This is a genomic window from Blautia sp. An81 (genome assembly GCF_002161285.1).
In the GTDB taxonomy this organism is placed as follows: domain Bacteria; phylum Bacillota; class Clostridia; order Lachnospirales; family Lachnospiraceae; genus Blautia; species Blautia ornithocaccae.
In genome coordinates this window covers 62418-86655 of the sequence record NZ_NFHH01000008.1, presented here as the reverse complement: position 1 = coordinate 86655, position 24238 = coordinate 62418, and the positions used below count along the sequence as shown (strand labels likewise).

The window sequence follows — 24238 nt, the reverse complement described above, 5'->3', positions numbered from 1 at the left end:
TTTTCTTTTTAATCCATTGCCTGCTTCCAGGGTATTTCCACGCCGTCTTCCCAATAATACGGCTTTATCCGGATAATACCCTGCTCATGCTTCCCATAAATACCCACTCTTTTTTCATAAACTAAAGCTACCCTCAGTGTACAAGGGGCCAAACGCCTCTGCCATGTAATTTTGCCCATTTTCGGCGTTATCCTCAGTCGGCGTACGTCCAGTACGCCTCTTTCGTCTGCCTTGAAAATGGGCAAAATTCCTATGGCAGAGGTCGGAGAGTCAGAAGGAGCTAAATTTGCAGTTCTGCAAGGCACTTGAATGAGGCGTACTGGATGTACGCCGATTGAAAGTAACGCAGCAGAACTGCAAATTCAGCCGTTCTGACCATTTGGTCTCTTGTACACTGAGGGTAAAATTTCTTTTATTTAATATAAAAATATAACAGCCATAGAGTCTGTCCATCAATTTATTCTATAAAGTTCCCCCTTTCCTCTATTGCTTCCAAAAATTTTGAACACTATAATGCAATTAAGAAATAACAAATCGGGAGGTTTTGATATCATGAAATACTACGTTGATGCCTCCGTCTCCAGAAGCGGAAACGGAAGCAAAGAATACCCTTTCAGGCATATCCAGGAGGCCGCCAATCTGGCCAAAGCCGGAGATGAAGTCCTGGTATATCCGGGCGTTTACCGGGAATATGTAAATCCCGTAAACGCCGGAACCGAAGACGCCAGGATCACCTACACTTCTGTGGAACCTTTAAAAGCTGTGATCACCGGAGCAGAAGAAGTGAAATGCTGGGAACCTTATGAAGAGAAAGAAGGCGGCGGTAATGTATGGGTCGCCAGGATCCCCAACGGACTTTTCGGAAATTACAATCCCTACACCACCCTGGTAAGGGGCGACTGGTTTATTGCTACTTTCATCGCTCATACCGGAGAAGTATATCTCAATGACAAGTCCTTATATGAAGTTACGGAACTGGATAAAGTTTTAAATCCTGTAAAATCCAGGACTTCCTGGGATCCTGATTTCTCTGTTTATACCTGGTATACCCAGCAGGATGAAGAGAAAAACGAGACTGTGATCTACGCCAATTTCCAGGGTGCAGATCCAAATAAAGAAAATGTAGAGATCAATGTGCGGAGAAACTGCTTCTATCCTGACAAAGAAGGGGTCGGCTATATCACTCTGTCTGGCTTTACAGTAACCAAGGCAGCTACCCAGTGGGCGCCTCCAACCGCTTACCAGGAAGGCATGATCGGTCCTCACTGGTCTAAGGGCTGGATCATCGAAGACTGCGAAGTATCCCACTCCAAATGCTCTGGCATTTCCCTGGGAAAATATAGACAGCCAAACAATGACAACAAATGGCTTACCTGGAAATTTAAAGACGGGACCCAGACAGAGCGCGACTGTATCTGTCAGGCCCAGAGAGAGGGATGGACAAAGGAGAATATCGGCTCTCATATTATCCGGAGATGTAATATCCACGACTGCGGCCAGACCGGCATTGTAGGACATTTAGGCGGCGTCTTCTCTTTAATTGAGGATAATCACATCCACCATATTAACAACAAGCAGAATCTTGCCGGGGCGGAAATCGGCGGAATCAAAATGCACGCCGCTATTGACGTGATCTACCGGAGAAATCATATCCACCACTGCACCAGAGGTCTGTGGCTGGACTGGCAGGCACAGGGCACCCGTGTGACCCAGAACCTGTTCCATGACAACTGTCTGCCGCTTCCCGATGACTGCATAGATCCCAGTGATCCCGGCATGGGGGAGGATATCTTCATCGAAGTATCCCACGGCCCTACTCTGGTGGACAACAACCTGCTTCTTTCTGACCGCAGCGTGAAGCTGGCCACCCAGGGCGTAGCATTTGTCCACAACCTGATCGCCGGGGCCCTTACCGCTGTAGGAAAAGGCACAGACAACGGAGCCCTTACCTTATCTTCGCCAAGATATACCCCATACCATGTTCCCCACAGAACAGAAGTGGCAGGATTTATGACCTTTCTTCATGGAGATGACCGTTTCTACAATAATATTTTTGTTCAGCAGCCAAAGCGTCCTGGCATGGTGAAGATCTACGACTATCTCCAGGGAGAAGGAAAGAACGGATGGGATGACGGAAATTTAGACGTAGGAACCTGGATGTTTGACAACGGATACCAGCTCTACGAAGAATGGGTAAAAGATTTTGATGGCTACTGCGGCATGGGCAGTCCGGACAGCGACCGGTATTACATTCACCTTCCTGTATGGGCAGAGGGAAATGTATACTTAAACGGCGCAAAACCCTGGAAGAAAGAAAAGAACTGTGTGGTAGACGATACTCATAAAGTTACCCTTTCCCTGGAAGAAAAAAACGGAGAATGGAAACTGAACACCAACCTCTATGAACTCCTGCCTGAGATCACAGTAGGCACCATCAGTACCGAAACTCTGGGAATGGCCTTTGAACCGGAAGAATCTTTTGAGAATCCCGACGGTTCCCCTATCACCTTCAACGAAGACTATTTCGGAAACCACAGAAGTCTTCATCCCTGTGTGGGACCTTTTGAAAATCCGGATGACGCCGGGAAGAAGCTGAATTAACAGTTTATCACCTCTTTAAATAGCATAAATAAAGGAGCTGCCCTATGAAACAAAATCCAGAATACATAAGTATTCCTGACATATGTCTCATATGACAGCTCCTTCATTTATGCCGCTCATTTTCCGATCAATACCTTTTTCCCTGAAAAAGCAAATCCATATCTGCGTATCCTTTCTTTGGGTATCCCTTTTGCTTCCAGAGATGACGCATATCTTTTTTCCTCAATCTGCTTAAGGGCAGCCTGAGCGGTGTCTTCCAGAGATTTCTCCTCTTCATGATCCTGAACCTTAAATTCCAATATGATCCCGTCATCAGAAGCGGTTTTCGGCTCCAGCATCACATCATAGCGTCCAAAACCGCTTTCTCTGTTTGAAGTGATCGTATAGCGTTCCGCCAGATCAGCGATCAATCCTAAAACAAATCCATGATAAAATCTCTCCGGTTCATTTTCTGCAGAGGCTTTTTTCCCACTGTCAAAAAAGCTGAAGGTATTTAATGCTACCCGGTTCATATACACGTTCATAGCTTTTACATCGCCTTGAAGCATAGCCTCCACAAATTCATTATAGCCGCTGTCATAGTCGGAAAACCAGTCATGGACCATCGAGAGAAACATACAGTGCACTTCTTTATTGGTAAGCTTCAGCACATAAAACGTATATCCTGTATTCTCCATAAATTTTGTCTCTGCTACTTTCAGATAACCTGCAGCCAGCAAAAGGCTCCAGATGGAGCTTTCCTTAAAAGAAAGCTGTTCATATACGATCTGTTCATCAATAGAGACCTCAATGCTCCCTCCCTGAAGCAGCACCTCAAATCTTTCCTTGATCCCTTTACTCCCTTCACGGATCAGTTTTCCGGCAAGACTGTTGCTACTCGTTTTTTCGCAATGGCAACGAGCCAAGTAGCTGCTTGCAGATATTTGGCGACTGCCTGCGACCTGTAGATGACAATCTACAGGTGCCCAATACAGGGCTAATTTTTTATTATCCAGATAATTCAGAATAGACCATGGGTTGTAAATATCCCTTTTATCTCCAAAGGTAAATCCGTCATACCAGCTTTTTACCTCCATCTTTTTATCCGAAAGCCCATATGTCTCTAAAGCTGCAAATACCTCTTCTTCTGTAAATCCGAAACAGTCGCCGTACTCCCGGGAAGTTGTGGTAATAACCTTCAGGTTATTCAGATCTGAAAAAATAGATTCTCTGCTGATTCTTGTAATTCCTGTCATAAGTCCACGCTCAAGATATGGATTGGTCTTAAATGCTGCATTTAACATGCTCCTCATAAAAGAAACCAGCTCATCCCAATATCCGTTTACATAGGCTTCCTGCATGGGCGTATCATACTCGTCCAGCAGTATGATCACTTTTCTCTGATAATATCTGCTGAGAAAATCCGACAGTTTATGAACAGACATTGTGGCTATCGTTTCGTCCATATCCATAGTAACGCTCTGAAAATACTTCTTTTCATCTGCGGTCAGCAGTCCGCTTTCCAGAAGATAAATATGTTTGCTGTATAAGTCGGCCAATATCTGTCCGATGCGCTGCTTTGTCATTTGGAAAGTACGTTCTTTTACATTAGCAAAGGTAAGACTGATCACCGGAAACTTCCCCTGAAGTTCTCGATAAGCCTCCTCTTTCCATATATCCAGCCCTGCAAACATCCCTTTCTTCTCTGACCTTTCCACAGAGAAAAAATTCTCTATTGTACTCATCATTAAAGTCTTGCCAAATCTTCTGGGCCGTGTAAGCAGTGTAACTTTATCTTCCCGTTCCCACCACTCCTTTATAAAGGAGGTTTTATCTATATAGAACAACTGTTTTTCCATAATTTCATCGAATTCCTGATAGCCGATGGATATCTTTTTGGGCATAACAGCGCCTCCTTTCTCAGCCAGCCCGGCTCACATATATTCTGTCTCTATTATATCTTCTCTTTCCGAAGAACTCAATGAAATGTCCCTCTTTTATGCCGTTTCTTTCTTCCTCTCTTTCCTCATGGTCCAGAAATAATAAGGGATCAGCGGGATCAGCGCAGCGATCCAGGCTGCCGGATCAGACATACACACAGCTCCGAAACCGGCGTTCCCTGCCACCAGGGCCACGATCCCCCATCTGGCCAATAGCTCAAAGACTCCTCCCATCATAGGAACAAGCCCATAACCAAGGCCCTGAAGAGCGTTCCTGTAAAGGTAAATACTTCCCAGGAAAGGATAGCACCAGGCCACCGTATTGAAATAAATCTGAGCCGCATGGATCACATCCGTCTCTGATGGATCCACAAAGATCAGCACCATATATTTTCCCAGGAAATAGATCACCGCCATAATTACAAAACTGCACACCAGGATCATGGCCTGGGTCATATATACCCCTTTCCGCACACGGTCCATCTTTCCCGCCCCACGGTTTTGTCCCACAAAGGTTGCTATGGTAGCCCCAAAGGAGACAAATACCGTACAGATAATATTCTGGATCTTGCTGGCTGCGGAAAATCCTGCCATAGAAACCGGTCCATATACGTTAATAGCTCCCTGAACAATAATAGTCCCGATGGCCGTAATGGAAAACTGCAGACCCATGGGAACTCCCAGGGACAACAATTTCCTGATCACAAAAAAAGAAAATTTAAAGTCTCTTTTCTTCAGCTTCAGCACATCAAATTTCTTAATTATGTAAATCAGGCACAACACTGCGGAAATTCCCTGAGCGATCACTGTGGCATAGGCGCAGCCTTCCACGCCCATATGGAAAAACACGATAAATCCGATATCCATAAATACATTCAGCACTGCGGAAACGATCAGAAAATACAGAGGAGAGCGGCTGTCTCCCAAAGCCCGCAGCACTGCCGACAGAGCGTTATAGGCACAGGTAACAAAAAGTCCTGCGTAAATGATGGCCATATACTTGCTGATATCTCCCATCAGCTCCTCCGGGGCATTCATCAGCCTCAGGATCGGCTCGTTCAGGAACAGCAGCCCCACGGTCATAATTACTACAAAAAACAGACATACATAAATAGACATGGCGATAAAATGCCGCATTCTGGTCAGACGCTTAGCTCCGAACCATTGAGCCACCCAAATGGAAAAGCCGCTGGTCAGTCCGTTCAGCCAGCCTGTCACAAAAAAAATCAGGGAACCTGTGCTTCCAATGGCCGCCAGGGCGTTTACTCCCAGAAACTGTCCTGCCACAATGGAATCTGCAATATTATAAAACTGCTGGAAAATATTTCCCAGACACATAGGAATCATAAACTTAATGATCAGTTTTATAGGACTTCCTGTTGTCATATCATTTGTCATAGAAAATGTACCTCCCGCCCTTCAGGGCCCGTTGTCTCTCTTGATGTACCGCTGCTTTATAAGCAGCTGTTTTTGTGATGTCGTACACATATTCTATGCTTTTTTATAAAAAAATCAAGATGGAAAATACACTTGAGTTTCCGCAGAATTATCCCCTAAGATAAATCTGCTGAATTTTGTTATCCACAACTTGCAAAAAATGTCCAAAATATAAGGAATCCTGATCCTTTTTGATGTAAAATTAAGCTACCAAACAAAAACCTTACTAAACAAAAAAGAAAGGGGATTCCTTATGGCTAATTCTACATCAATTACTTACTGTTTGAAAAGAAAAATTTTGACTTTTACAAATAAAATCTCCCGCAGACTTTCGAAACCAGACCGGAAGTTTACAGCAGATATGGTTTATGGCATTCTGGCATCCAGAAGCTGCCTGCTTACTGATATTTCCGATCACCTTCATGAAACAGTACATAAAGCCAATACTGTAAAACGTCTTTCCAATCATCTCTCAACAGGTACTCCTGCCTCTGCAGCTGCTTCTTATCTTCACACTGTAAAAAGACTCGTCCCATCCGAACCAGTAGTCCTCATCGATGAAAGTGATGTTGTAAAACCTGATGGAAAACAGTTTGAGTCTCTTGGTATTGTCCGCGATGGCTCTGAAAGTACACAGACGAAAAATGTTTATAAAAAAGGCTACCACGTAACGGAAGCCTGTGCCCTGACTGCCCACAAGCATCCTATCAGTGTCTTTTCCCGAATCCATTCTTCTGCGGAGAAGGACTATAAATCTGTAAACACCATCACGTTTGACGCTGTCAAACAGGCAGCTGCTCTTTTCGGAAAGGCCACCTTTGTTATGGACCGCGGTTATGATGACAATAAGATATTTCTCATCCTCGACCATCTGAAGCAGGATTATGTGATCCGCCTGACCTCTAAACGGAAACTGCTTTACCATAACAAATGGACCAAAGCAACGGAACTGCGGAACCGGAGGAAAGGCAAGATAAAAGCAGATGTTTTCTATAAAGGCAAAGAACATACTGCATATCTTTCCCATGTAAAGGTTCAGATCACTGCCTCTCGAAAGAATATTTATCTGATTCTGGTCTATGGGATCACGGAACATCCCATGATGCTGGCCACAAACAAAGAAATCCGCTCAAAGGAGGATGTGATCCGCATTGCCCGGACTTACTTTTCCAGATGGCGGATCGAGGAATATTTTCGTTGTAAAAAGCAGATCTATCAGTTTGAAAATTTCCGTGTAAGGAAACTGGAAGCCATTAATGCGCTTAACTTTTATATTACTTTAGCTATGGCATTTTTAGCTCAGGAAGAATTAAGTCCTGAGACAAACGCCCTGAAAGTTTCAATCATACAGGAAGCAGATCCAATCAAGGATAAAGTCAGTTTCTGCTATTATCGGCTGGCAAAAGGCATCTCCGGCATACTGTCATATGCCAAAGAGGGCATCCGGCTCTGGTACCGGACAAAGCGTCCGGCGTACCGTCAACTATGCCTTAAGCTGACCGTTTGAATAGATAAAAGAATATGTCTCCCCAAGCCCGGTTCCGGCGGGGCTTATAAAAGTGCCTCTATTCTCGGTACTGCCATTCCAGAACTCTCAAAAAAACGGCAGATTGGTACTTGGAGAGGACATATCTATCTTTTCAATGCAGTTTGCGGAAACTCAAGGGAAAATACAAGTTTCCATGTAAAAAATAAGGCGGTCCGGAAGGGGGCTTTTTGTCTAAATTTCCCTCTTCCAACCGCCTTAAATACTTCCATCTATGAGAGCTGTTTTTCCCTTTTCAGAGATTCCTCTCCTTCTCGGCTAAGCTTGCGCATTCTTTTATTCCACTGTCACCGACTTCGCCAGATTCCTTGGCTTATCCACATCCAGGCCCTTTGCCACACTGACATAATATCCCATCAGCTGCAGCGGCACGATTGCCAAGCTGGTGGTAAAATACTGGTCTGTCTTCGGCACATATACGGAGAAATCTGCCGTGTCTTCAATGTTATAGTTTCCATACTGGGTCAGTCCCATGAGATAAGCGCCACGGCTCTTTACCTCTACCATGTTGCTCACTGTCTTCTCAAACAGCGCTTTCTGAGTGGCCACGCCTACAACCAAAGTTCCGTCTTCGATAAGGCTGATGGTGCCATGTTTTAATTCTCCCGCAGCGTAAGCCTCAGAATGAATATAGCTGATCTCCTTCATCTTCAGGCTGCCTTCCAGACTGATGGCATAGTCGATGCCTCTTCCGATAAAGAAAATGTCTCTTGCATTGGCATATTTGCTGGCGAACCACTGGATCCTTTCCTTGTCGTCCAGAGTTTTCTGGATCTTATCCGGAAGAGTTCCCATCTCCTCCAACAGAGCCGTATACCTGTTTTCATCAATAAGGCCTTTTATTTTTGCGGCCTGGACAGCCAGAAGATATACAGCGATCAGCTGGGTGCTGTAAGCCTTTGTAGTGGCCACAGAGATTTCCGGTCCGGCGTAAGTATACAGGATATAGTCGCTTTCTCTGGCAATGCTGGATCCTACTACATTCACGATTCCCAGCACCGGTACGCCTTTTTCCTTAGCCAGACGAAGAGCAGCCAGACTATCTGCCGTCTCTCCGGACTGGGAAACCACGATCACCAGAGAATTTTTTACCAGGATGGGATTTCTGTAACGGAACTCAGAAGCCAGGTCCACTTCCACCGGAATCTTTGCCAGACCTTCGATCACATATTTTCCTACCATTCCCACATGGTAGGCAGAGCCGCAGGCTACAATATAGATCCGCTCTATAGCTGCCAGAGTCTCATCTTCCAGCCCCACCTGGGAAAAATCAATGCTTCCCTCTTTTACATAAGCGCCGATAGTATCCTTAACCGCTTTCGGCTGTTCATGGATCTCTTTCAGCATGAAATGCTCATATCCGCCTTTTTCCGCAGATTCTGCATCCCAGTTGATGGAAACCAGATCCTTCTGGATCTCTTCCCTGTCAATATTATAGAAATGGATCTCTGTTGCTGACAGTTCAGCGATCTCCATATTTCCAATATAATATACATTTCTGGTCCTATCCAGGATAGCCGGCACATCAGAAGCGATCAGCGCGCCTGTATCGCTTTTTCCTACGATCAGCGGGCTGTCCTTGCGGGCTGCAAAAATCTTTCCCGGATAGTCCTGGAACATCACACCGAAAGCGTAAGATCCCCGGATACGAAGCATAGCTCTGGACATAGCCTCCAGAGGAGTTCCGGTCTTTTTATAATAATAATCTACCAGCTTAACAGCAATTTCTGTGTCTGTCTGAGAATAAAAACTATAGCCGGATTTCAGCAGTTTTTCCTTCAGTTCCTGATAATTTTCAATAATTCCATTGTGTACCAGGATCACAGAACGGTCGTCAGAACAATGAGGATGGGCATTTTTCTCGGAAGGTTCCCCATGGGTTGCCCACCGGGTATGTCCGATGCCGCAGGTTCCCGGCACTGCCATTCCTCCGTCTGTTTTCTCTACCAGGATTTTCAGACGTCCCTTGGCTTTTACGATCTCTGTCTTACCGGTCCCGTCATTTCTCACTGCGATTCCCGCAGAATCATATCCTCTGTACTCCAGCTTAGACAGCCCGCCAAGTAAAATCGGAGCCGCCTGCTCTTCACCTACATATCCTACAATTCCACACATAACATTCTCTCCATTATATTCATATTCAAAATTTATCCGGGAGTTTCCTCCCCTTTGCAGTCACATTTTAAACGAGTATATTCTACCATGTATTTCAAAATCTGTCATTATGAAATTCTGATTATAATCCTGTCTCTGCCCCAAAAATTGACTTTCTTTCAGGAATATGCTACCCTCAGTGTGCAAAAACAAAACGAAGAAAATTATATATAGAAAGGACGGATTATCATGAAAACATACTCCATCAGCGAATTATCTTCCATAGATACTTCTGTACTTCTTCCTCTCTATGAAGGAGCCTCCATTCCCCGGGAGTTTTCCGGGTATCTGACCGGCACCCAAGACCTGGATCTGGAAGCCGGAAACCTGTACCACATCCTGGCCCCCAAAAAGCTCCTGCTTCTGGGCCTTGGAAAAGCAGAGGAGATGACCCCGAAAAAGTTCCGGGAGACCATAGGCGCAGCTGTCCGCTCAGCCAAAAAAGACTTGTGTATCTTTGTTGATTCCCCTGCCAGGGAAGGTTTTTCCATAGAAGAGGCTGCTGCTGAGGCAGCTTTTGCCGCAGGTTTCAGTCAGTATGACTTCACGAAAATCGGAAAACAGCCGGAAAAGAAACCGGAAATTGCCCTGATCTCTTCAGCAGACATTGACGCTGTATGCCAGAGGGCCCAGACAGCCGCATTCTGTGTCAACCATGCCAGAAATCTGGGGAACACGCCCAGCAATATTATGACTCCCGAAGCCCTGGCAGAGGAAGCCGCCAATATAGCAAAAGAGCTGGATCTGGAATGTGAGATTCTTACAAATAAAGAACTGGAAGAAATGGGGGCCGGAGCCATCCTGGGCGTCAACAGAGGCTCTTCCCACGGTGCCCGGCTGATTGCCGTGAAATATGAGGGGGCTCCCGGCGAGGATTATACTGCTCTGGTAGGAAAGGGCCTGACCTTCGATGCCGGCGGCTACAACATAAAAACCGGCACGCATATGGACGGGATGAAATTTGACATGTGCGGCGCTGCAAATGTTCTTTGTGCCCTGGAACTGATCGCCAGAAGCAAGGCAAAAGCAAATGTTATGGCTGTCATCGGCGCCACAGAAAATAAGATTGGTCCCGACGGCTACACCTGCAATGATGTTCTCACTTCCCTGTCCGGAAAGACCATAGAGATCACCAATACAGACGCTGAAGGCCGTCTGGTTTTATGCGATGCCATTACCTGGGCCCAGAAGCTGGGCGCCAAAAAGATCATCGATATGGCTACCCTTACAGGGGCCTGCGTAGCAGCTCTCGGCAAAAACTATACCGGAGCTTTCACAAATTCTCAGGATTTTCTTCAGGAACTGGAAAAGTATTCTCAGAAGACCAGAGAAAAACTCTGGCAGCTGCCTATTGACGAAGACTTCCATAAGCAGGTACTGGAAAGCAATGTAGCAGACATGAACAACTGCGTGATCGGAGTCGGTGCCGGCAGTTCTCTTGCCGCCGCCTTCCTGGAAGAATTTATTGACGAGGGAGTAGAATGGATCCATCTGGACATCGCCGGAAGCAGTGATTTCTCCGAGGGCAAGCCATATATGGCAAAGGGCGCTACCGGAGTGCTGGTACGGACTCTGGGAGAGATGTTTCAGTAAAAGGCAGTAATTTTTCAGGGAGTCAACTGTTACAAATAGTTCGCTCCCTGATTACTATAAATCTGATATACTCTGCTATTATCTATAAAGGCTCTTCCCTCCCCTTCTCCCGGACTGTCCTGTTCGCTTTCAGCCTATATTGCTCTGCTATTCTCATCCCTTCTGCCACCTGGCATGCCTGCTGATAATAATATCTTACAGCAGTCTGAAAAACATTCTGCCGCTTTCCTTCCAACAGGTCCCTGCTGAACTGTATTTTCTTCTGGTAAGGGATTTTTCGGCTCCCGGTCTCAATATAGTTCTCCTGGCTCTTTAAATTTACAACAAGCCTGGGATCCTTCCCTATAATCAGAAAATTGCCCTTCAACTGTGCTTCTACATTTTTCATATTTCACCGCCTACCAATACTTTTTCCGTCTCCTTTTTACTGAAGGAATTTACCTCTATGTTCAAAAGATTCTCTTTTGACGGTATCGCCTCTTCATTATAAAACAAGGCGTTCCCTGTATCAAATATTGGCACCGTAGACACAAGTCTGTGCTGCTTTTCATCATATAAAAAGCCAAAATTATTAAAATGCCGGTCTGTATTGGAGCAGGAACAAATTCCAGTTCCTGAGAAGTAAACAGGGGCGACAGAGAACAGGGATAGTTCTTCCCTTCTATAACAGCCTTGTCAATCCTATAAGGAATATAGTTCTTCCATCCAGTCAATTCATGAAGCTTTCCTGCAATGGCTTCATTAACTGTCTGCTGGCCATAATGCTCCTGACTGACTTTTAAAAGATAGCGGGCTCCGTCCAAAATAACCCATTTCTTCCTCATCTCCCCATTCACAGATGAAGAAGGTGAAAATTTAGAAACAGGAAAATCCAGATCCAGCTCTCCGGAATCCGTAAGGAGCTTTCCCAATTCATCGGAAAAATCATTTTCATAAAAGTTCAGATCTTTCCAGTAATATTCCCGGTCTACCGGCTGCGGCTAGTAATGGTCTGTCAGGCTCAATCCATAAGCAGACAGCATCAGAGACTGACTGGTTTTTTCATTCAGGGAATTTAATACCTGCCGGATCCCCTTCCTGGACTCAGGGATCGCCCTGGCTTTCCACCATTCTTTCACTCCGCCTCCATTGGCATCGCAGCCCAGAGGCAGTTCCTCCGGGATATAAATATCTAAAATATACTCTATGGAGCCTGTCATATTATCAATCTGTACCATCGCCACATCTAAGTCTTTATGTTTCAGAACATAAAGGCTTGATAAGCTGTCTTTTGATCCACTTCCGCTAAACTGCATATACTGACCTCCACCAGATTTATGACATTAGCGTAATACCTCCGCCATCGCCTTGTCCGCTTTTGAAGAAGCTTTCCCGTCCTTCTGGAATAGATTTCTTTATTCTGTACTCTTCTTGGCTAATTCACGTATCCGTGTTTCATCTTCTCCCAGTTCCTCGGCAATTTGAGAGACATTCCGTCCCTTTTTTGTCATATTTTTAATAATCTTGATCAATTGCTGCTCTGCGCCTTCCTCCCAGGCATCCTGTCTCTCCATCCGGATATGTTTTTCCTGGTCGTATTCGTATATACTCATCTTCTTCACCTCCGCCCGGTTCTTCTCCAGAAACTCTTTCAAGATTCCTTTCCGGATACACTCTGTAATGGCACGTTCCACCGCCTCTGACAGGGGCAGTTCTCTGGCATATTTCCGCACCCGATCTACGTATTCCGCATAATCTTTCAGATCCCTGCATGCTTCCATCAGTTCCCGGTTATGATTCCGGTTGATGTTCAGCAGCACTGCTGTCAGCTCCAGCTGTGTTTCTTTCATCCTTACCGTATAGAGGTCCGACAGCCGCAGGATCTTCCGGTCCGGCTGAGGCTCTGCCCCGTTATAAAAGATCACAAAGCATGGGATAGGAATGGACAGAGCCTTCCTTCCATAAAAATTTTCCTCTGTTGTCATGCAGGAATACAGATCGGAAATGTAAAACAAAAACCTCAAAGGCATGTTGGGATTTACGGTAGACTGGTGCTCATAAAGAGATAATTTGTCATCAATGAGGAAAGAAAGATCATTTTTCATTCCCATATAGATGGCATTCTCCAAAGTGTTGATCTCCAGTGCTTCCGGATCCTGATAATTTTTTCCACTAATGGCATTATACAATCTCAGCAGCCTTTCCCTGTCTCCAAAGAGCATGGCAAAAACCGTGGACTTATAGTTTCGATTGGCGGAAAAGTTTTCCGCTGCCCCGTTATTCTTTGTCTGTCCCATAATAAGACCTCCTTTTCTTAAAACCTGCGCAGAAGGTCTTTTCACCGGCGCATATCCTGTAAAAAGAAACCTCTCTGCTGTTTGATCTGGGATAAAAGCATTGAAATTTCTTTCCTTTGATATGATCCATAGAAATTTAAGACAGAGCCAGAGCTCTTTGAAATGCTGGTAAGGATGTTGAAATATAAATGCTTTTCTTTATAATAACATATTTTCCAATCTGGAGACAGATAGAAGGTTTCACAAAATACTGGGGAATTAAGCAAGTAATTTTTGTAGATTTCAGATACTCGTTGCTAAATCTCTCCCAAACCATACAGAAAGTCCGCCAGTTCTCTCACTGCCCCGGCTTCATAACATTCCCGGGATCAAACTCATTTTGCAAGGCACGCCTCCTTGCAACTATATGTTAGCTGCATAATACTCTTTTTTGCTCTCTGTCAATGGTAAATGGAGAAATGATATGTCGAACGGATTCTTGAATTGTTTCTTGAAGTGTCTTTCAGACTTTCTATCTTGTTTTCTTTATGATATCCTATCTGTTTTTATAACAGCAGACGGAAATTTTTCTAAAAATTTCCCCTCTGCCGCCTTGGATTTTTATTTGATTTTGTACAGTAAAACCACAGCCATCCCCCGATCCCGGCTCCCAGGGTATTCCCCATCACATCGTCAATCTCACACAGCCCCAATCCGGTAAATCCCTGGACCAGCTCAACGGTCAAAGACAGTAATGCTCCCGCCAGTATAATGTGCCGCAGTTTTTTAAACCGTGAAAAGTTCAAAGGCAGGGCAAATCCAAAGGGAATAAAAAGAAGGATGTTGTTTACGATCTGTATCCCCAGTCCCTCATCTCCCTGGGTAATGGTTCTCCAATAGGACCAGAAAGGAAAAAACTGGAAACGGCCTCCCATCCGGCTGCCCCACTCCCGGCCGCAAAGAGTCAGCGCCAGTATCCCGGCCAGGGACACTGCCATAAGCCCTCTGGAAAGAAATGCTTTCAGGGCAGTGCTGTGACGCCGGGCCATTCCCCGCCTTTCCAGATACACCATCAGGCAAAACAGCACAACCGTCAGTATCAGGATATAAAACCAGGCAGAAGACACCTGTGTTGTATAGGTTTTTATAAATTTATCCAGTACCATACAGCCCTTCCTTTCCCTGTTTTATCTGCATTCTCTTTCTCGCCTGTTTCTCAGAATGACTCTGCTTATCTTGTATTGTCTTCTTTTATCTCCAGTATTGCGCATTCTGCTTCCCTTTAAACACAAAAACTGTTTCTACAGCTCCCGCCCCTCCAGAATCCTCGCAGGATTTCTCTCCAGAAGGATCCGGGAAGCGCTGCTTCCGTAGTATATGTCCAGGACTCTGGCCGTTTCTTCCAGATCCGGCGTCCGCAGCACCGGGTCATGAGCGTCTGAGGCCACCAGTCCTGCCATCCCCCGGCTAAGAAGCCAGTCTGCTGTCCTGGCAGCTCTTCTTCCCAGTTCTCCCAGGATGCTCCCCTTGTTTACCTGAAGGATCACTCCTCTTCTCCAGAATCCTTCCAAAGCCTCCGGCTGCCCTTTTGCAAAATCATACCGCTCCGGATGAGCCAGAACAATCTGATAACCCATGGCTAAGAGTTCATCTGTCCATTTTAATGCAGTAGTCCTGGAAATGTCAAAGAAAAATTCCACCAGCAGACGGCGGCTGCCGCCGTATCCGGGCAGGGGGCCTTTCCGCCCTGCCTTAAGAAGGGATTCATTGACCATCAGCTCCATGCCTCTGTGGACTTCCAGGGGGATCTGCTCCTCTTTCAGGGCCCGGCAAAAGTCCTCCAGTTTTTTTCCATAATTTTCCAGATATTCTTCCGGTTCATAAAAGGAAAAATCCCCGTGAGAGGTAGCGGAAACGGCCCGGACGCCGCCTGCGGCGGACATCCTGGCCATTTCCACGGACTCTTTCAGAGATTTTGCACCGTCATCGATTCCCGGAAGGATGTGGATATGCAGATCAACCATTTTCTGCCTCCTCCTCTTCATAAGCATTCTTCTGACCATAAGGCTGTCTGTAGGAACCGCCGCCGTAACCATATTTTCCATAGCCGTAACGGCCATATCTTCCGTAACCATAGCGGCCGTAACCGTATTCACTGACTGATTCCGGATAAGAATTAAACACATATCCCAATATCCTGGCGCTTCTGCCTCCCAGGAAGGACAGGCCCTCCCAGATCCGTCTCTGGGGAATAAAATCATATTTCACCACATAGAGGATTCCGTCGGCATAGTCTGACAGCATTCCTGCGTCCTGGAACATTTCACAGGGAGGGGTATCGATGATGATATAATCCATTTCTTTTTTCAGAGCCTGTATCAGTTCTCCTGTCCGGGGGCTGCTGAGAACAGAAGCCGGCTGCTTCACAATCCTGCGGCTCCCCAGAAACCAGATACCGCTTTTCTTCAGCTTCCGCAGGCCTTCCCGAATGGTTTTCTCTCCTTTGACAATATCTGCAAGTCCTGCGCCATCCCGGATCCCGATGATCCCGGCATCATCCTGTTTCCGCAGATCTCCGTCTATGAGGAGCACCCGTTTTCCTCTGGATGCCAGCAGCTCGCTTAAGTTCACCGCCAGGGTGGATTTTCCCTCCCCGGAAGCCGTACTGGAGATCAGCAGGACCTTGCCGCCTTCTTTTGCCATCATGTTCTCCAGACGGATTTCCAGGGCTCTGAGACTTTCCCTGTAACCAAAAGAGAGCCTCTTGTCCAGCACAGAAATCTTCTTTTTCTTCTGCTTTTTCCTTGCCTTGAAGCGAACCTGAGGGATCATAGCCAGGCACCGGAGACTGGTGATCTTCTGCATCTCCTCCGGATTTCTGGCAGTCCTTCTGAAAAGAGCCGTAAGGCCCAGGATCAGAATTCCTGCCAGTGCGCCGGCTCCTCCTCCCAGAGCCAGGGTACGCCTGAGACCAATATGATTAAAAGGCTCTGTGGGAGTCTCTGGCTCGTTCAGATAATTAAACTGAATGTCACCCAGGACAAACCGTGCCGTTTCCGGATAGATTTCCAAAGCTGTATCCAGGATCTCCCTGGCGTCCTCTGGATCCGGGCTTTCCACCCGCATGGTGACCATATTGGAATTTTCCACAGTCTCTGAAGTAATGGTGCCGTTTAAGGTATCTGTTCCCAGCCGCTCCAAAAGGGCGCTCCTGAAAAAGCTGCTGTCCAGAATATAAGGAAAAGTCCTGGACATCTGATCCGCCGTATTTCTGTTGTAATAAAAATTATAGGTGCCGTTTTCTCCGTCTCCGGTAGCTACCGTAAAGGTGGCACTGCTGGCATACAGAGGCTCATAACTCAGATTCTGAAAAGCATAGAATCCTCCCGCTCCTGCAAGGATCAGAATCAGCACCAGCCACCACAGTCTGGTAAAGCTTTTCCAGAAAGCCCCAAAAAGCAGGACAAGGTCAATTTCCATCTCATCGTCTTCTCTGTTTTCTATCTCTTTTCTCTGATCTTCCATACTTTTATCCTCTTTGGTCTCCTCTCCGGATGTTTTTCCCATAGTTTCCATAATCATATCCATATCCGGAACTCTGGGAAATCCAGTCTCTGTGAAAAGCATTCAGAATAAATCCTGAGAAATCACAGCCGCTCTGCCAGATCATATCTACCGTATCGTTAACTATCCGCACATCAGACCAGTCCTCCCGGACTACTAATAGCACAGTATCCGCTGCTTCCATCCAGACTTCTGCGTCAGTGGATACTGCCGTAGGCGGACAGTCTATGATAATATAGTCCATCTCCTGTTTCCACTCCCGGGCCAGAGTCTTCATAGGTGCCTCTGCAAAGACCGCAGCCGGATCTTTTGCGCCGGAAAACTGGAACAGCTCCCATATACCTGCAGCTTTATTATAATACAGATTCTCCTTCCAGGAGGCCTTTCCCGTAAATACCTGCTCTACAGAAGTCCTTCCTGCACTTTTTTCCTCAAAAACCTTATACTGGGCAGGCTGCCGCAGATCCCCGTCCACCAGAAGCACCTTCTGGTGCTTCTCCGCCAGAGCCAGGGCAATATTAGCCGCCACTGTAGATTTCCCTTCATTTTCACTGATACTGGTGACCAGCAGGATCTTCTGATCATTCCGCCTCATATGATACTCTACCTTAGCCTCAGCTCTTCTGCTGGCCTCGGCAAAGTCCATGCTTACCAGGGGAGAATTCAGAAGAAGGGCTTTCTTGGTATTCTTCCTTCCCAGGATCCCCTTGCTCTCAAAGGGAATGATCCCCCGGACCGTTCCATCCAGAAGCCTGGAAGCGGAAGAAGGACTTTTCACTGTAAACCGGAGGAGATAGAAAAGGCAGATCACTGCCGCCATTGCCAGCATTCCTGCTGCCGTCAGCAGATTCCGCCTGGCCATGATCCAGGAAGTATTGGAAGGTGAAGAAGGCACCTGAGGCTCCTGTAAAATCTGCAGGGAAGCGTTAGAGAACACATCCTGGGCCACCTGTTCATAATTTTCCAAAGCAGAATTGATAAACAGATACGCCTGCCGCGGATCCGGGCTGGACACGCTTAAAGTAAGCAGGTTGGTGTCTGTAATAGGAGTACAGGTAATATCTCCTGTGATTTCCTCTCCCACATCTTCTATGATCCTGGACCTTAAAGCCGAGCTCTGAAACACCTCGCCGAAAACATCTGCCATCTGGCTGGTCACCGACAGAGAGGAATAGGCGCTGCTCTCTCCCTTCACTGTTACCACCAGGGTAGCGGTTGAAGTATAAGCCGGCTCATAGATCAAAGTGTGGACCCCGGTGATCCCCAGCCACAGAGACACACCGATCACCAGGATCATCCATAGGCTCTGAAGAAGCTCAAGACAGAGGCCTCTTATGCTTATTTCATCCAGTCGAAAAAGTTCCCGATTCATCTGCCTCCTCCTTTCATCCTTCTACGATCACAGTCAGCCAGGTTTCCCCGGAATTTCCCTGTCCGTCATCTGCCTGATAATGAATCTCATAACAGCCTGGCGTCTGGGGATCCACATTTGATTCCGACGAAATAAGGCTGGTATCCAGATTATTGCCCTGGTTGTCCAAAAGTTCCTGAATATAGGCTGCGGCGTCAATACCGCTGCCCTGGTCTATATAAACAATCCCGGTATTCAAAACAATCTCCAGAGAATGCCCCTCTGCAGCCACCACATGGATCGGCAGATCCTGGGTCACCGTATCCCCCAGGCTGTTGCTCATCTCTAAAGTCGTGGTATAGCTTCCTGCCCTCTGATAATTTACATCTGTATCTGTCTGGGTGATCCAGTCAGAAAGATCCCCATCCAGCTGATCCTGGGCGCCCAGCCGGCCCATCAGTTCATCATAGCTTCCTTCTCCCTCTGAAAACACCAGAGGCTCCGTCAGGGTAAACCTGGGAGAATGATAGTCGGTGAACCTTACCTGTCTGGTAAGAGAGGCAGGCTGATCAGCAGAGTCAAAGACCACATAGGTCATGTTGCACAATCCCGGCTCAATAAATCTGGAAAAAGAGCCTGCCACGATCTGCGAGGTCAGATCCCCGTCTTCCTGATCTGAGGCTGTAAGCCCCTCTAACAGCTGTTCCTGGGTATACTCACAGGGAATCTCCAAAATCTCCCGGTCACTTACGATCTCCGGTTCATTGGGATCCCGGTTCTGAAAAAGAACTACCCGGGATACGCCAAAGATTACCAGAGACAAAATAAAAATCATCACTACCCCAGCTCTGACAAATCTCATAACAGTTTCCTTTCTTTATTCTCAAAACTCATTCAGGAACTCCTGAATCTCCTCTTCGTCTACTTCCCGTACTTTTCCTTCTCCTATCTTATAAACCCGGCTGCACATAGAGAATACGCTGGGCCTGTGGGCGGCTACGATCACCGTCCGGTGAGGCTCCTTCTTAATGATCCTCCTGAGAACCCTTCGCTCCGTAGCCACATCCAGGGCACTGGTAGCCTCGTCCAGGATCATCACCGGCGCATCTGCCAGAAGAGCTCTGGCAATGGAAAGCCGCTGTTTCTGGCCTTCCGAAAACCTGGTGCCCCGCTCCCGGACCTCGGTATCCATGCCGCCATCCAGCTTCTCCACAAACTCCCAGGCGCAGGCAGCCTCCAGCGCCTCCCGGATCTCCTGGTCTGTGGCTTCCGGCTTCACCATCCGCATGTTCTCTGCGATGGTTCCGGAGAACATGGTATTTCCCTGAGGAATATAGCTGAACAGACATCTGGTAGAAGAAGAAGCCCGAAGGACCTGACCATCCGGATTCCCCACCTGGATCCGTCCCTTCTGGGGATGATAAAGACCCAGGATCAAATTTAAAGTTGTAGTTTTTCCCTGGCCCGAAGGGCCGATAAGCGCCACGATTTCTCCCGGCTCTGCCCGGAAATTCCCCTCCCGGTAAATCCATTTCTCTTCTTCATAGGCAAAGTCCACGTCTTCCATATGTACAAAGACGCCCTCTTCCTTTGCCCTGGCCTTGATCTCCTCAGCCTCTTCTTTATCCTCCATGGAATCCCGGGGAAGGCTGGTGATCTCCATGATCCGCTCTGCGCTGATTCCTGCCCGGATCACCATTGGAGCCATATTCAGGATCCCGCTGAAAGATCCCCTTAAAGACCCGGCCATAGACACAAACATGGTCATAGTGCCGTAGCTGATCTCCCCCTGCCACAGACGAAACGCTGCAAATCCATAGCAGGCATATCCCACAGCCTGGCCCACCAGGGAGGTAATAATGGTCATATACTGCTGAAATTTATTCTGCCGCAGAGCAATATCCACAGATTCCTGCTGAATCTTGTGGAATTTCTCCGTTACCCTGTCCAGCATGCCAAATGCCTTGATAAACTGCAGATTCTGAAAAGTCTCCTGATCAAAAACCGTCCGGTCGCTGGCTACATTCTGATTGTCTCTCTGAAACTGCCGCATACGCTTTGCCGAATATCTTGAAGTAATAAAAGATATGGGGGCTCCCAGAAGGGCAATCACTGCCATCACCGGATCATGTTGGATCACAATAACAAAAGCACCTCCAAAACTGATCAGTGTGGTCACCACGTTAGGAAGAAAAGAAAGAATGGTATTGGCCACCATTCCTGCATCTCCATTTACCCGGTATAGCAGGTCTCCCGACCGGTATTTGGCCAGCGACTCCCAGTTGGTCCGGAGTACCTGTTCATAAATATCCGCCCGGATCTCATTGGTCACCTTCAGACGCACCTTCAGAGACATCCTGGACTTTACCGCATTAATAAAAATCTGGGAAACCCCTACTCCCACATAGGTAGCTGCCACCCGGACAATCTCCATAGAATTTACTCCTGTGACAGCGTCTACCAGGTCTCTGCTCACCACAGAAGTCCCCAGAGACAGAACAGAGCCTGAAGCTCCCAGAAGTATGTAAACTCCTATCAAAAACCAATAGCGCCGGACATAGGCATACATCCACAGCAGTTCACCTATCAGCTGCTTCAGCCTGCCCTCCCGGATCCGCTGAATGATATGTTTTACGCCGCTCATAGATACTCCCCTTATCTGGATACAGCAGGCTTTCTGCCGGTATTTATCCGCCGGATCTTTCGTCCCGCAGACATAAAAATCCCATTCCCATATTCTGCATTTCCCCCGAATACAGGAATGAGATTCTGTTGAAAATTTTGACGCCCAAAACGATAAGTAAGTGTGTGGCAGGAATCGCTGCGGGCTTTTCGTAGACTATGTACAGAGCTGCCCGGTATAAGTGAAATCGGGAATATTTGTCCATTTTCATGGTCAGTCTGCAGTGATTCCTGGTTGTACTTTGCCGGCTTAGTTTAGGGTGCTAAATTTTCAAGGTTTGTAATGTGTTTTGGTATGTATAAGTCGTATATAACGTACATAATATATACATTGTTTATTTGCCGAAGATGGTCTCTTCGGTGAGCTTCACCGCATCCTCATCCGGGCGGCAGGAGAGTTCGTAGACTGGAAGCTTTGTAAGCAGATGATCCAAAGTTTCCAGACAAAGTTCCATGCCGTTTTCCAGCCAGCGCGGATAAAATACGCTGTTAGAAACTGCAGTTACCTTTTCAAAACCCATAAGCTCCCGGATAGAATTTTCCGGAGCCTGCTTCAGAACGATCATGGCACAGACCGGTACATTGGTATTCTCACAATAAGGTGAGGAACCATGCCAGGGAGTACCCCAGCCCAAGAAAGCTTCCGGAGTTTCCTGAACGAATACCACATCTCCATTGATAATCAAGGCGTCACGGTACTGGTTCCATAGTTCAGCCTGGGTGGTCTTGCCGATACCGGAGGGACCAAGGAACATTAAGCCATGGCCTTGATAATCAATTAGGGAACTATGTAGGTAGAGAATGTGACGCTGGACGGCATGGGTATAAAACAGTTGGCAAAAAAAACTCGACAAATGAGAATTATCTTGTAAAGGAAGAATAATTGCATTTCTCCATTTATTATCCGCAACCATTACATCTCCACCACGCCGTATAATATATTTCATATTTGTAGGAACTTCAAAATTTTCTAATCCATGTATTTCTTCTATCTTATGTAACAGTTCCAAGCGAAAAAAAATATAATCACTTTCTTTTATCCAAAACTTTTGCCATTCATCACACTCAAATTCTGTCATAACTTGAAACGGCATTCCAACTACTGAATAAAAATTCATAACTAAAGACTCAGTTTAAAACATTCACCTGCACCCTGTTCATTTAAATAATTTAGATATGCTAGTTTATCAAGACTATCTGTACTATTGTTCCAAGGGCCAAAATATTCTACTAAATTTGCATCTTGTGCAGCCGTCCAAATTTCACTTATATTTGTCACATTCAAAAATGGTCCCGTTTCCGTAAACCAGCTTACACCTGTTACCCCACCTGAATATGTTCCATCTCCATTATCCGTAATTGTCCAATAAATTCGAAACTCAGAATCATAAGATCCATCTTCATTAGATCCTCCTGAAATCGTTCCTCCTCCGCTGTCAGCTGAATACATGGCAATTCCCCCGTCTTCCAAATATCCATCTCCATTTACCTGCAGTGCTGGAGACTCACCATAAATTGTTCCCATACTCCACTACCCCTTTCTCTTCTTACAAAATTCATCTTTCATCTTCAAATTTCCATTCTCTATATCAAACAAGGCTGCACACCTTGCACAGCTTTCTTTCTGTTCGCATATCCTGCATTCTTCCGGCCACTGAAGGCTTTCCTGGAATTTAACCAGTTCTTGCCAGCATTCTTGAAAGGGCTTGTCCCTCACCGGAATATCCGGGCCGTTCATAAAGCTGCAGAATCTCATATATCCGTTCCAGACAATCCAATAGCCCAAGCGAAAATCTTTACAATATGTACAAGGCTTTCTGTCCGGATCCATAATTCTTTTTTTCTGTCCTGTCGTTTCCTGTCCGGCTGGCTTATCTATTTTCGGCGGGCGGATCCGCAGATTTTTCATATCTACCTCTACCCCTCGTCCGGCAGTCCTTACGTTTATGTTAGGGATCCACTGAAGCTTATTTTTTCCCACATACCGAATGATATTTTCCACATCATCCAGATTCTGGCGGATCACCGTGCTGACCAATTCGATTGGTATCTTCATCTGCCTTAACATCTGGATTCCCGCATTAGCCCTTGCAAATCCTTTTTCTATCTGGCACACATCTGCGTACACCTGATCGCTGGATCCATACAGGGTAATCTTACAGGCCCGGGGCGGACATTCCTGGAACAGTTTTTCAAATCTTGGTACCAGAGAAGCATTGGTCTGCAGGGTGATGAAAAATCCCATCTGGTTCAATTCCCGCCAAATAGTTTCAAATTCCGGGTGCATCAGAGGTTCTCCTCCGGTAATGCAAAGCCAGGTAGTTCCTGCGTCTTTTGCTTCTGTAGCAATCCGAATCCATTCTTTTGCTGTCAGTTCCCTGCCATGTCTGCCGATTTCAGATTCCGGCAGATGTACGTAACACATACGGCAGTTAAAGTTGCACCTGGATGTCAGTTCAAAAGTTCCGGATATAGGGATTGCCTCTGCAAAAGCTTTCTCCCATACTGCCTTATAAAAAGGATCCAGCCATTCCATTCTCCTGCAGGCAGGTTCAAATTCATGGCTGCTCATTTTGGCTGTTTCGGCAGACGCATACTGAAATTTCCATATATCTGGCCTTCTACCTCCAGAATGCCTCGTTCTGCCAGCTCCTTTAAAAATTTATCCAGGTCTGCTGATACCTGGTCGTATGTGGCGTCTGTATACCGTTCCATGGTCAGCTTGATCAGGTCTTCTTTTTCAAAGTCATGACTCTGCATATAGTCCCACAGGGCTGCCGCAGGTTTGGTCATATACAGAACTCCTGTCACATCCTTGACCCGTTTCCCTGTCGGTACGATCACATACTGACCAGCCACTTCCCTGAGTATCAGTCCATCTTTTAATTTCATCCCATCACTCCCTGTTATATCCGCCTGCTTTCCTGCCTGAATTCAGCTCTCAGGAAAGCGTTCAAGGCGATCCTTAGTGCAAATTTTCCGTCTTTTCCAGTATTCCGGGTTCTCCGATAGTTCTGTGTGACAGCCTCCATACCAAAGGTTCCACAATCATGGTTTCTTTTCCTTTTTCATAAAAGAGCGTCGTTCTTCCATCACAGAATACCTGGACTCCGGGCAACTGTTTTCTATCAGTATC

21 protein-coding genes are annotated in these 24238 nt (G+C 46.4%); 3 read left to right on the top strand and 18 right to left on the bottom strand.

Translation table 11 applies throughout. From position 1 onward, the window contains the following. Positions 1-8: 8 nt before the first annotated feature. Positions 9-179 carry a hypothetical protein gene (locus B5G33_RS21345; protein ID WP_158229599.1) on the bottom strand — a complete coding sequence of 57 codons (171 nt, stop codon included), beginning with the start codon at positions 177-179 and terminating at the stop codon, positions 9-11. Between the two features lie 373 nt (positions 180-552). Here B5G33_RS21345 and B5G33_RS08875 point away from each other — a divergent pair, with 373 nt between their 5' ends. Further along, a complete protein-coding gene (locus B5G33_RS08875) occupies positions 553-2601 on the top strand; it encodes a right-handed parallel beta-helix repeat-containing protein (RefSeq protein WP_087417394.1) in 2049 nt (682 codons plus the stop codon). Between the two features lie 116 nt (positions 2602-2717). Here the strand turns inward: B5G33_RS08875 and B5G33_RS08870 are convergent, their stop codons facing one another. Next, positions 2718-4484, bottom strand: coding sequence for an AAA family ATPase (locus tag B5G33_RS08870; protein WP_087417393.1), 1767 nt, complete (start codon positions 4482-4484; stop codon positions 2718-2720). A gap of 93 nt (positions 4485-4577) precedes the next feature. Beyond that, entirely contained in the window at positions 4578-5918 is a 1341-nt protein-coding gene (locus tag B5G33_RS08865; RefSeq protein ID WP_087417392.1) for an MATE family efflux transporter, read from the bottom strand. 292 nt (positions 5919-6210) lie between these two features. On the opposite strand from B5G33_RS08865, the gene B5G33_RS08860 reads away from it, so the two are divergent. Further along, positions 6211-7464 (top strand): transposase, encoded by a 1254-nt coding sequence (locus tag B5G33_RS08860; RefSeq protein WP_204247357.1) that lies wholly within the window; start codon positions 6211-6213, stop codon positions 7462-7464. 315 nt (positions 7465-7779) lie between these two features. Here the strand turns inward: B5G33_RS08860 and glmS are convergent, their stop codons facing one another. Next, positions 7780-9618: a glutamine--fructose-6-phosphate transaminase (isomerizing) gene (glmS, locus tag B5G33_RS08855; protein ID WP_087417391.1), complete on the bottom strand. Its 1839-nt coding sequence runs from the start codon at positions 9616-9618 to the stop codon at positions 7780-7782. A 228-nt stretch (positions 9619-9846) separates the two neighbouring features. Between glmS and B5G33_RS08850 the strand changes: the two genes are divergently transcribed. After that, positions 9847-11250, top strand: coding sequence for a M17 family metallopeptidase (locus tag B5G33_RS08850; RefSeq protein WP_087417390.1), 1404 nt, complete (start codon positions 9847-9849; stop codon positions 11248-11250). Between the two features lie 82 nt (positions 11251-11332). Here B5G33_RS08850 and B5G33_RS08845 read toward each other — a convergent pair whose 3' ends face one another. The 14 genes from B5G33_RS08845 to B5G33_RS08770 form a co-directional block, all read right to left on the bottom strand. Then, positions 11333-11638, bottom strand: a complete 306-nt coding sequence (locus B5G33_RS08845; protein ID WP_087417389.1) for a hypothetical protein — start codon at positions 11636-11638, stop codon at positions 11333-11335. A gap of 61 nt (positions 11639-11699) precedes the next feature. Further along, complete coding sequence (locus tag B5G33_RS08840; protein ID WP_087417388.1) at positions 11700-12161, bottom strand: hypothetical protein; 462 nt, start codon at positions 12159-12161, stop codon at positions 11700-11702. A 69-nt stretch (positions 12162-12230) separates the two neighbouring features. Then, complete coding sequence (locus tag B5G33_RS08835; protein ID WP_087417387.1) at positions 12231-12545, bottom strand: hypothetical protein; 315 nt, start codon at positions 12543-12545, stop codon at positions 12231-12233. A 99-nt stretch (positions 12546-12644) separates the two neighbouring features. Next, positions 12645-13526 carry a hypothetical protein gene (locus B5G33_RS08830; protein WP_087417386.1) on the bottom strand — a complete coding sequence of 294 codons (882 nt, stop codon included), beginning with the start codon at positions 13524-13526 and terminating at the stop codon, positions 12645-12647. 569 nt (positions 13527-14095) lie between these two features. After that, on the bottom strand, positions 14096-14671 hold the full coding sequence (locus tag B5G33_RS08820; RefSeq protein WP_087417384.1) for a VanZ family protein: 576 nt from the start codon (positions 14669-14671) through the stop codon (positions 14096-14098). 135 nt (positions 14672-14806) lie between these two features. Beyond that, complete coding sequence (locus B5G33_RS08815; protein WP_087417383.1) at positions 14807-15529, bottom strand: tyrosine-protein phosphatase; 723 nt, start codon at positions 15527-15529, stop codon at positions 14807-14809. Next, on the bottom strand, positions 15522-17132 hold the full coding sequence (locus B5G33_RS08810; RefSeq protein WP_087417382.1) for a CpsD/CapB family tyrosine-protein kinase: 1611 nt from the start codon (positions 17130-17132) through the stop codon (positions 15522-15524). The genes B5G33_RS08815 and B5G33_RS08810 overlap by 8 nt, the downstream gene beginning before the upstream one ends. Next, entirely contained in the window at positions 17035-18441 is a 1407-nt protein-coding gene (locus B5G33_RS08805; RefSeq protein ID WP_087417381.1) for a tyrosine-protein kinase domain-containing protein, read from the bottom strand. Before B5G33_RS08805 ends, B5G33_RS08810 begins: the two co-directional genes overlap by 98 nt. Before the next feature lie 13 nt (positions 18442-18454). Next, on the bottom strand, positions 18455-19282 hold the full coding sequence (locus tag B5G33_RS08800; RefSeq protein WP_087417380.1) for an immunoglobulin-like domain-containing protein: 828 nt from the start codon (positions 19280-19282) through the stop codon (positions 18455-18457). Positions 19283-19303: 21 nt separating this feature from the next. Then, a complete protein-coding gene (locus tag B5G33_RS08795; protein ID WP_087417379.1) occupies positions 19304-21064 on the bottom strand; it encodes an ABC transporter ATP-binding protein in 1761 nt (586 codons plus the stop codon). A 373-nt stretch (positions 21065-21437) separates the two neighbouring features. Next, on the bottom strand, positions 21438-22049 hold the full coding sequence (locus B5G33_RS21090) for a hypothetical protein (RefSeq protein ID WP_204247356.1): 612 nt from the start codon (positions 22047-22049) through the stop codon (positions 21438-21440). 173 nt (positions 22050-22222) lie between these two features. Beyond that, on the bottom strand, positions 22223-22627 hold the full coding sequence (locus tag B5G33_RS08780) for a hypothetical protein (RefSeq protein WP_087417376.1): 405 nt from the start codon (positions 22625-22627) through the stop codon (positions 22223-22225). Between the two features lie 6 nt (positions 22628-22633). Then, positions 22634-23674, bottom strand: a complete 1041-nt coding sequence (locus tag B5G33_RS08775) for a radical SAM protein (RefSeq protein ID WP_087417375.1) — start codon at positions 23672-23674, stop codon at positions 22634-22636. Continuing rightward, positions 23671-23994 carry a PqqD family protein gene (locus tag B5G33_RS08770; protein ID WP_087417374.1) on the bottom strand — a complete coding sequence of 108 codons (324 nt, stop codon included), beginning with the start codon at positions 23992-23994 and terminating at the stop codon, positions 23671-23673. The genes B5G33_RS08775 and B5G33_RS08770 overlap by 4 nt, the downstream gene beginning before the upstream one ends. Positions 23995-24238: the final 244 nt, after the last annotated feature.

What these genes read in the sequence shown, in the direction of transcription:
- B5G33_RS21345 (WP_158229599.1), bottom strand. Translation starts at nt 179, where the DNA reads ATGGGCAAAATTACATGGCAGAGGCGTTTGGCCCCTTGTACACTGAGG.
- B5G33_RS08875 (WP_087417394.1), top strand. Translation starts at nt 553, where the DNA reads ATGAAATACTACGTTGATGCCTCCGTCTCCAGAAGCGGAAACGGAAGC.
- B5G33_RS08870 (WP_087417393.1), bottom strand. Translation starts at nt 4,484, where the DNA reads ATGCCCAAAAAGATATCCATCGGCTATCAGGAATTCGATGAAATTATG.
- B5G33_RS08865 (WP_087417392.1), bottom strand. Translation starts at nt 5,918, where the DNA reads ATGACAAATGATATGACAACAGGAAGTCCTATAAAACTGATCATTAAG.
- B5G33_RS08860 (WP_204247357.1), top strand. Translation starts at nt 6,211, where the DNA reads ATGGCTAATTCTACATCAATTACTTACTGTTTGAAAAGAAAAATTTTG.
- glmS (WP_087417391.1), bottom strand. Translation starts at nt 9,618, where the DNA reads ATGTGTGGAATTGTAGGATATGTAGGTGAAGAGCAGGCGGCTCCGATT.
- B5G33_RS08850 (WP_087417390.1), top strand. Translation starts at nt 9,847, where the DNA reads ATGAAAACATACTCCATCAGCGAATTATCTTCCATAGATACTTCTGTA.
- B5G33_RS08845 (WP_087417389.1), bottom strand. Translation starts at nt 11,638, where the DNA reads ATGAAAAATGTAGAAGCACAGTTGAAGGGCAATTTTCTGATTATAGGG.
- B5G33_RS08835 (WP_087417387.1), bottom strand. Translation starts at nt 12,545, where the DNA reads ATGCAGTTTAGCGGAAGTGGATCAAAAGACAGCTTATCAAGCCTTTAT.
- B5G33_RS08830 (WP_087417386.1), bottom strand. Translation starts at nt 13,526, where the DNA reads ATGGGACAGACAAAGAATAACGGGGCAGCGGAAAACTTTTCCGCCAAT.
- B5G33_RS08820 (WP_087417384.1), bottom strand. Translation starts at nt 14,671, where the DNA reads ATGGTACTGGATAAATTTATAAAAACCTATACAACACAGGTGTCTTCT.
- B5G33_RS08815 (WP_087417383.1), bottom strand. Translation starts at nt 15,529, where the DNA reads ATGGTTGATCTGCATATCCACATCCTTCCGGGAATCGATGACGGTGCA.
- B5G33_RS08810 (WP_087417382.1), bottom strand. Translation starts at nt 17,132, where the DNA reads ATGCTTTTCACAGAGACTGGATTTCCCAGAGTTCCGGATATGGATATG.
- B5G33_RS08805 (WP_087417381.1), bottom strand. Translation starts at nt 18,441, where the DNA reads ATGAATCGGGAACTTTTTCGACTGGATGAAATAAGCATAAGAGGCCTC.
- B5G33_RS08800 (WP_087417380.1), bottom strand. Translation starts at nt 19,282, where the DNA reads ATGAGATTTGTCAGAGCTGGGGTAGTGATGATTTTTATTTTGTCTCTG.
- B5G33_RS08795 (WP_087417379.1), bottom strand. Translation starts at nt 21,064, where the DNA reads ATGAGCGGCGTAAAACATATCATTCAGCGGATCCGGGAGGGCAGGCTG.
- B5G33_RS21090 (WP_204247356.1), bottom strand. Translation starts at nt 22,049, where the DNA reads ATGAAATATATTATACGGCGTGGTGGAGATGTAATGGTTGCGGATAAT.
- B5G33_RS08780 (WP_087417376.1), bottom strand. Translation starts at nt 22,627, where the DNA reads ATGGGAACAATTTATGGTGAGTCTCCAGCACTGCAGGTAAATGGAGAT.
- B5G33_RS08775 (WP_087417375.1), bottom strand. Translation starts at nt 23,674, where the DNA reads ATGAGCAGCCATGAATTTGAACCTGCCTGCAGGAGAATGGAATGGCTG.
- B5G33_RS08770 (WP_087417374.1), bottom strand. Translation starts at nt 23,994, where the DNA reads ATGAAATTAAAAGATGGACTGATACTCAGGGAAGTGGCTGGTCAGTAT.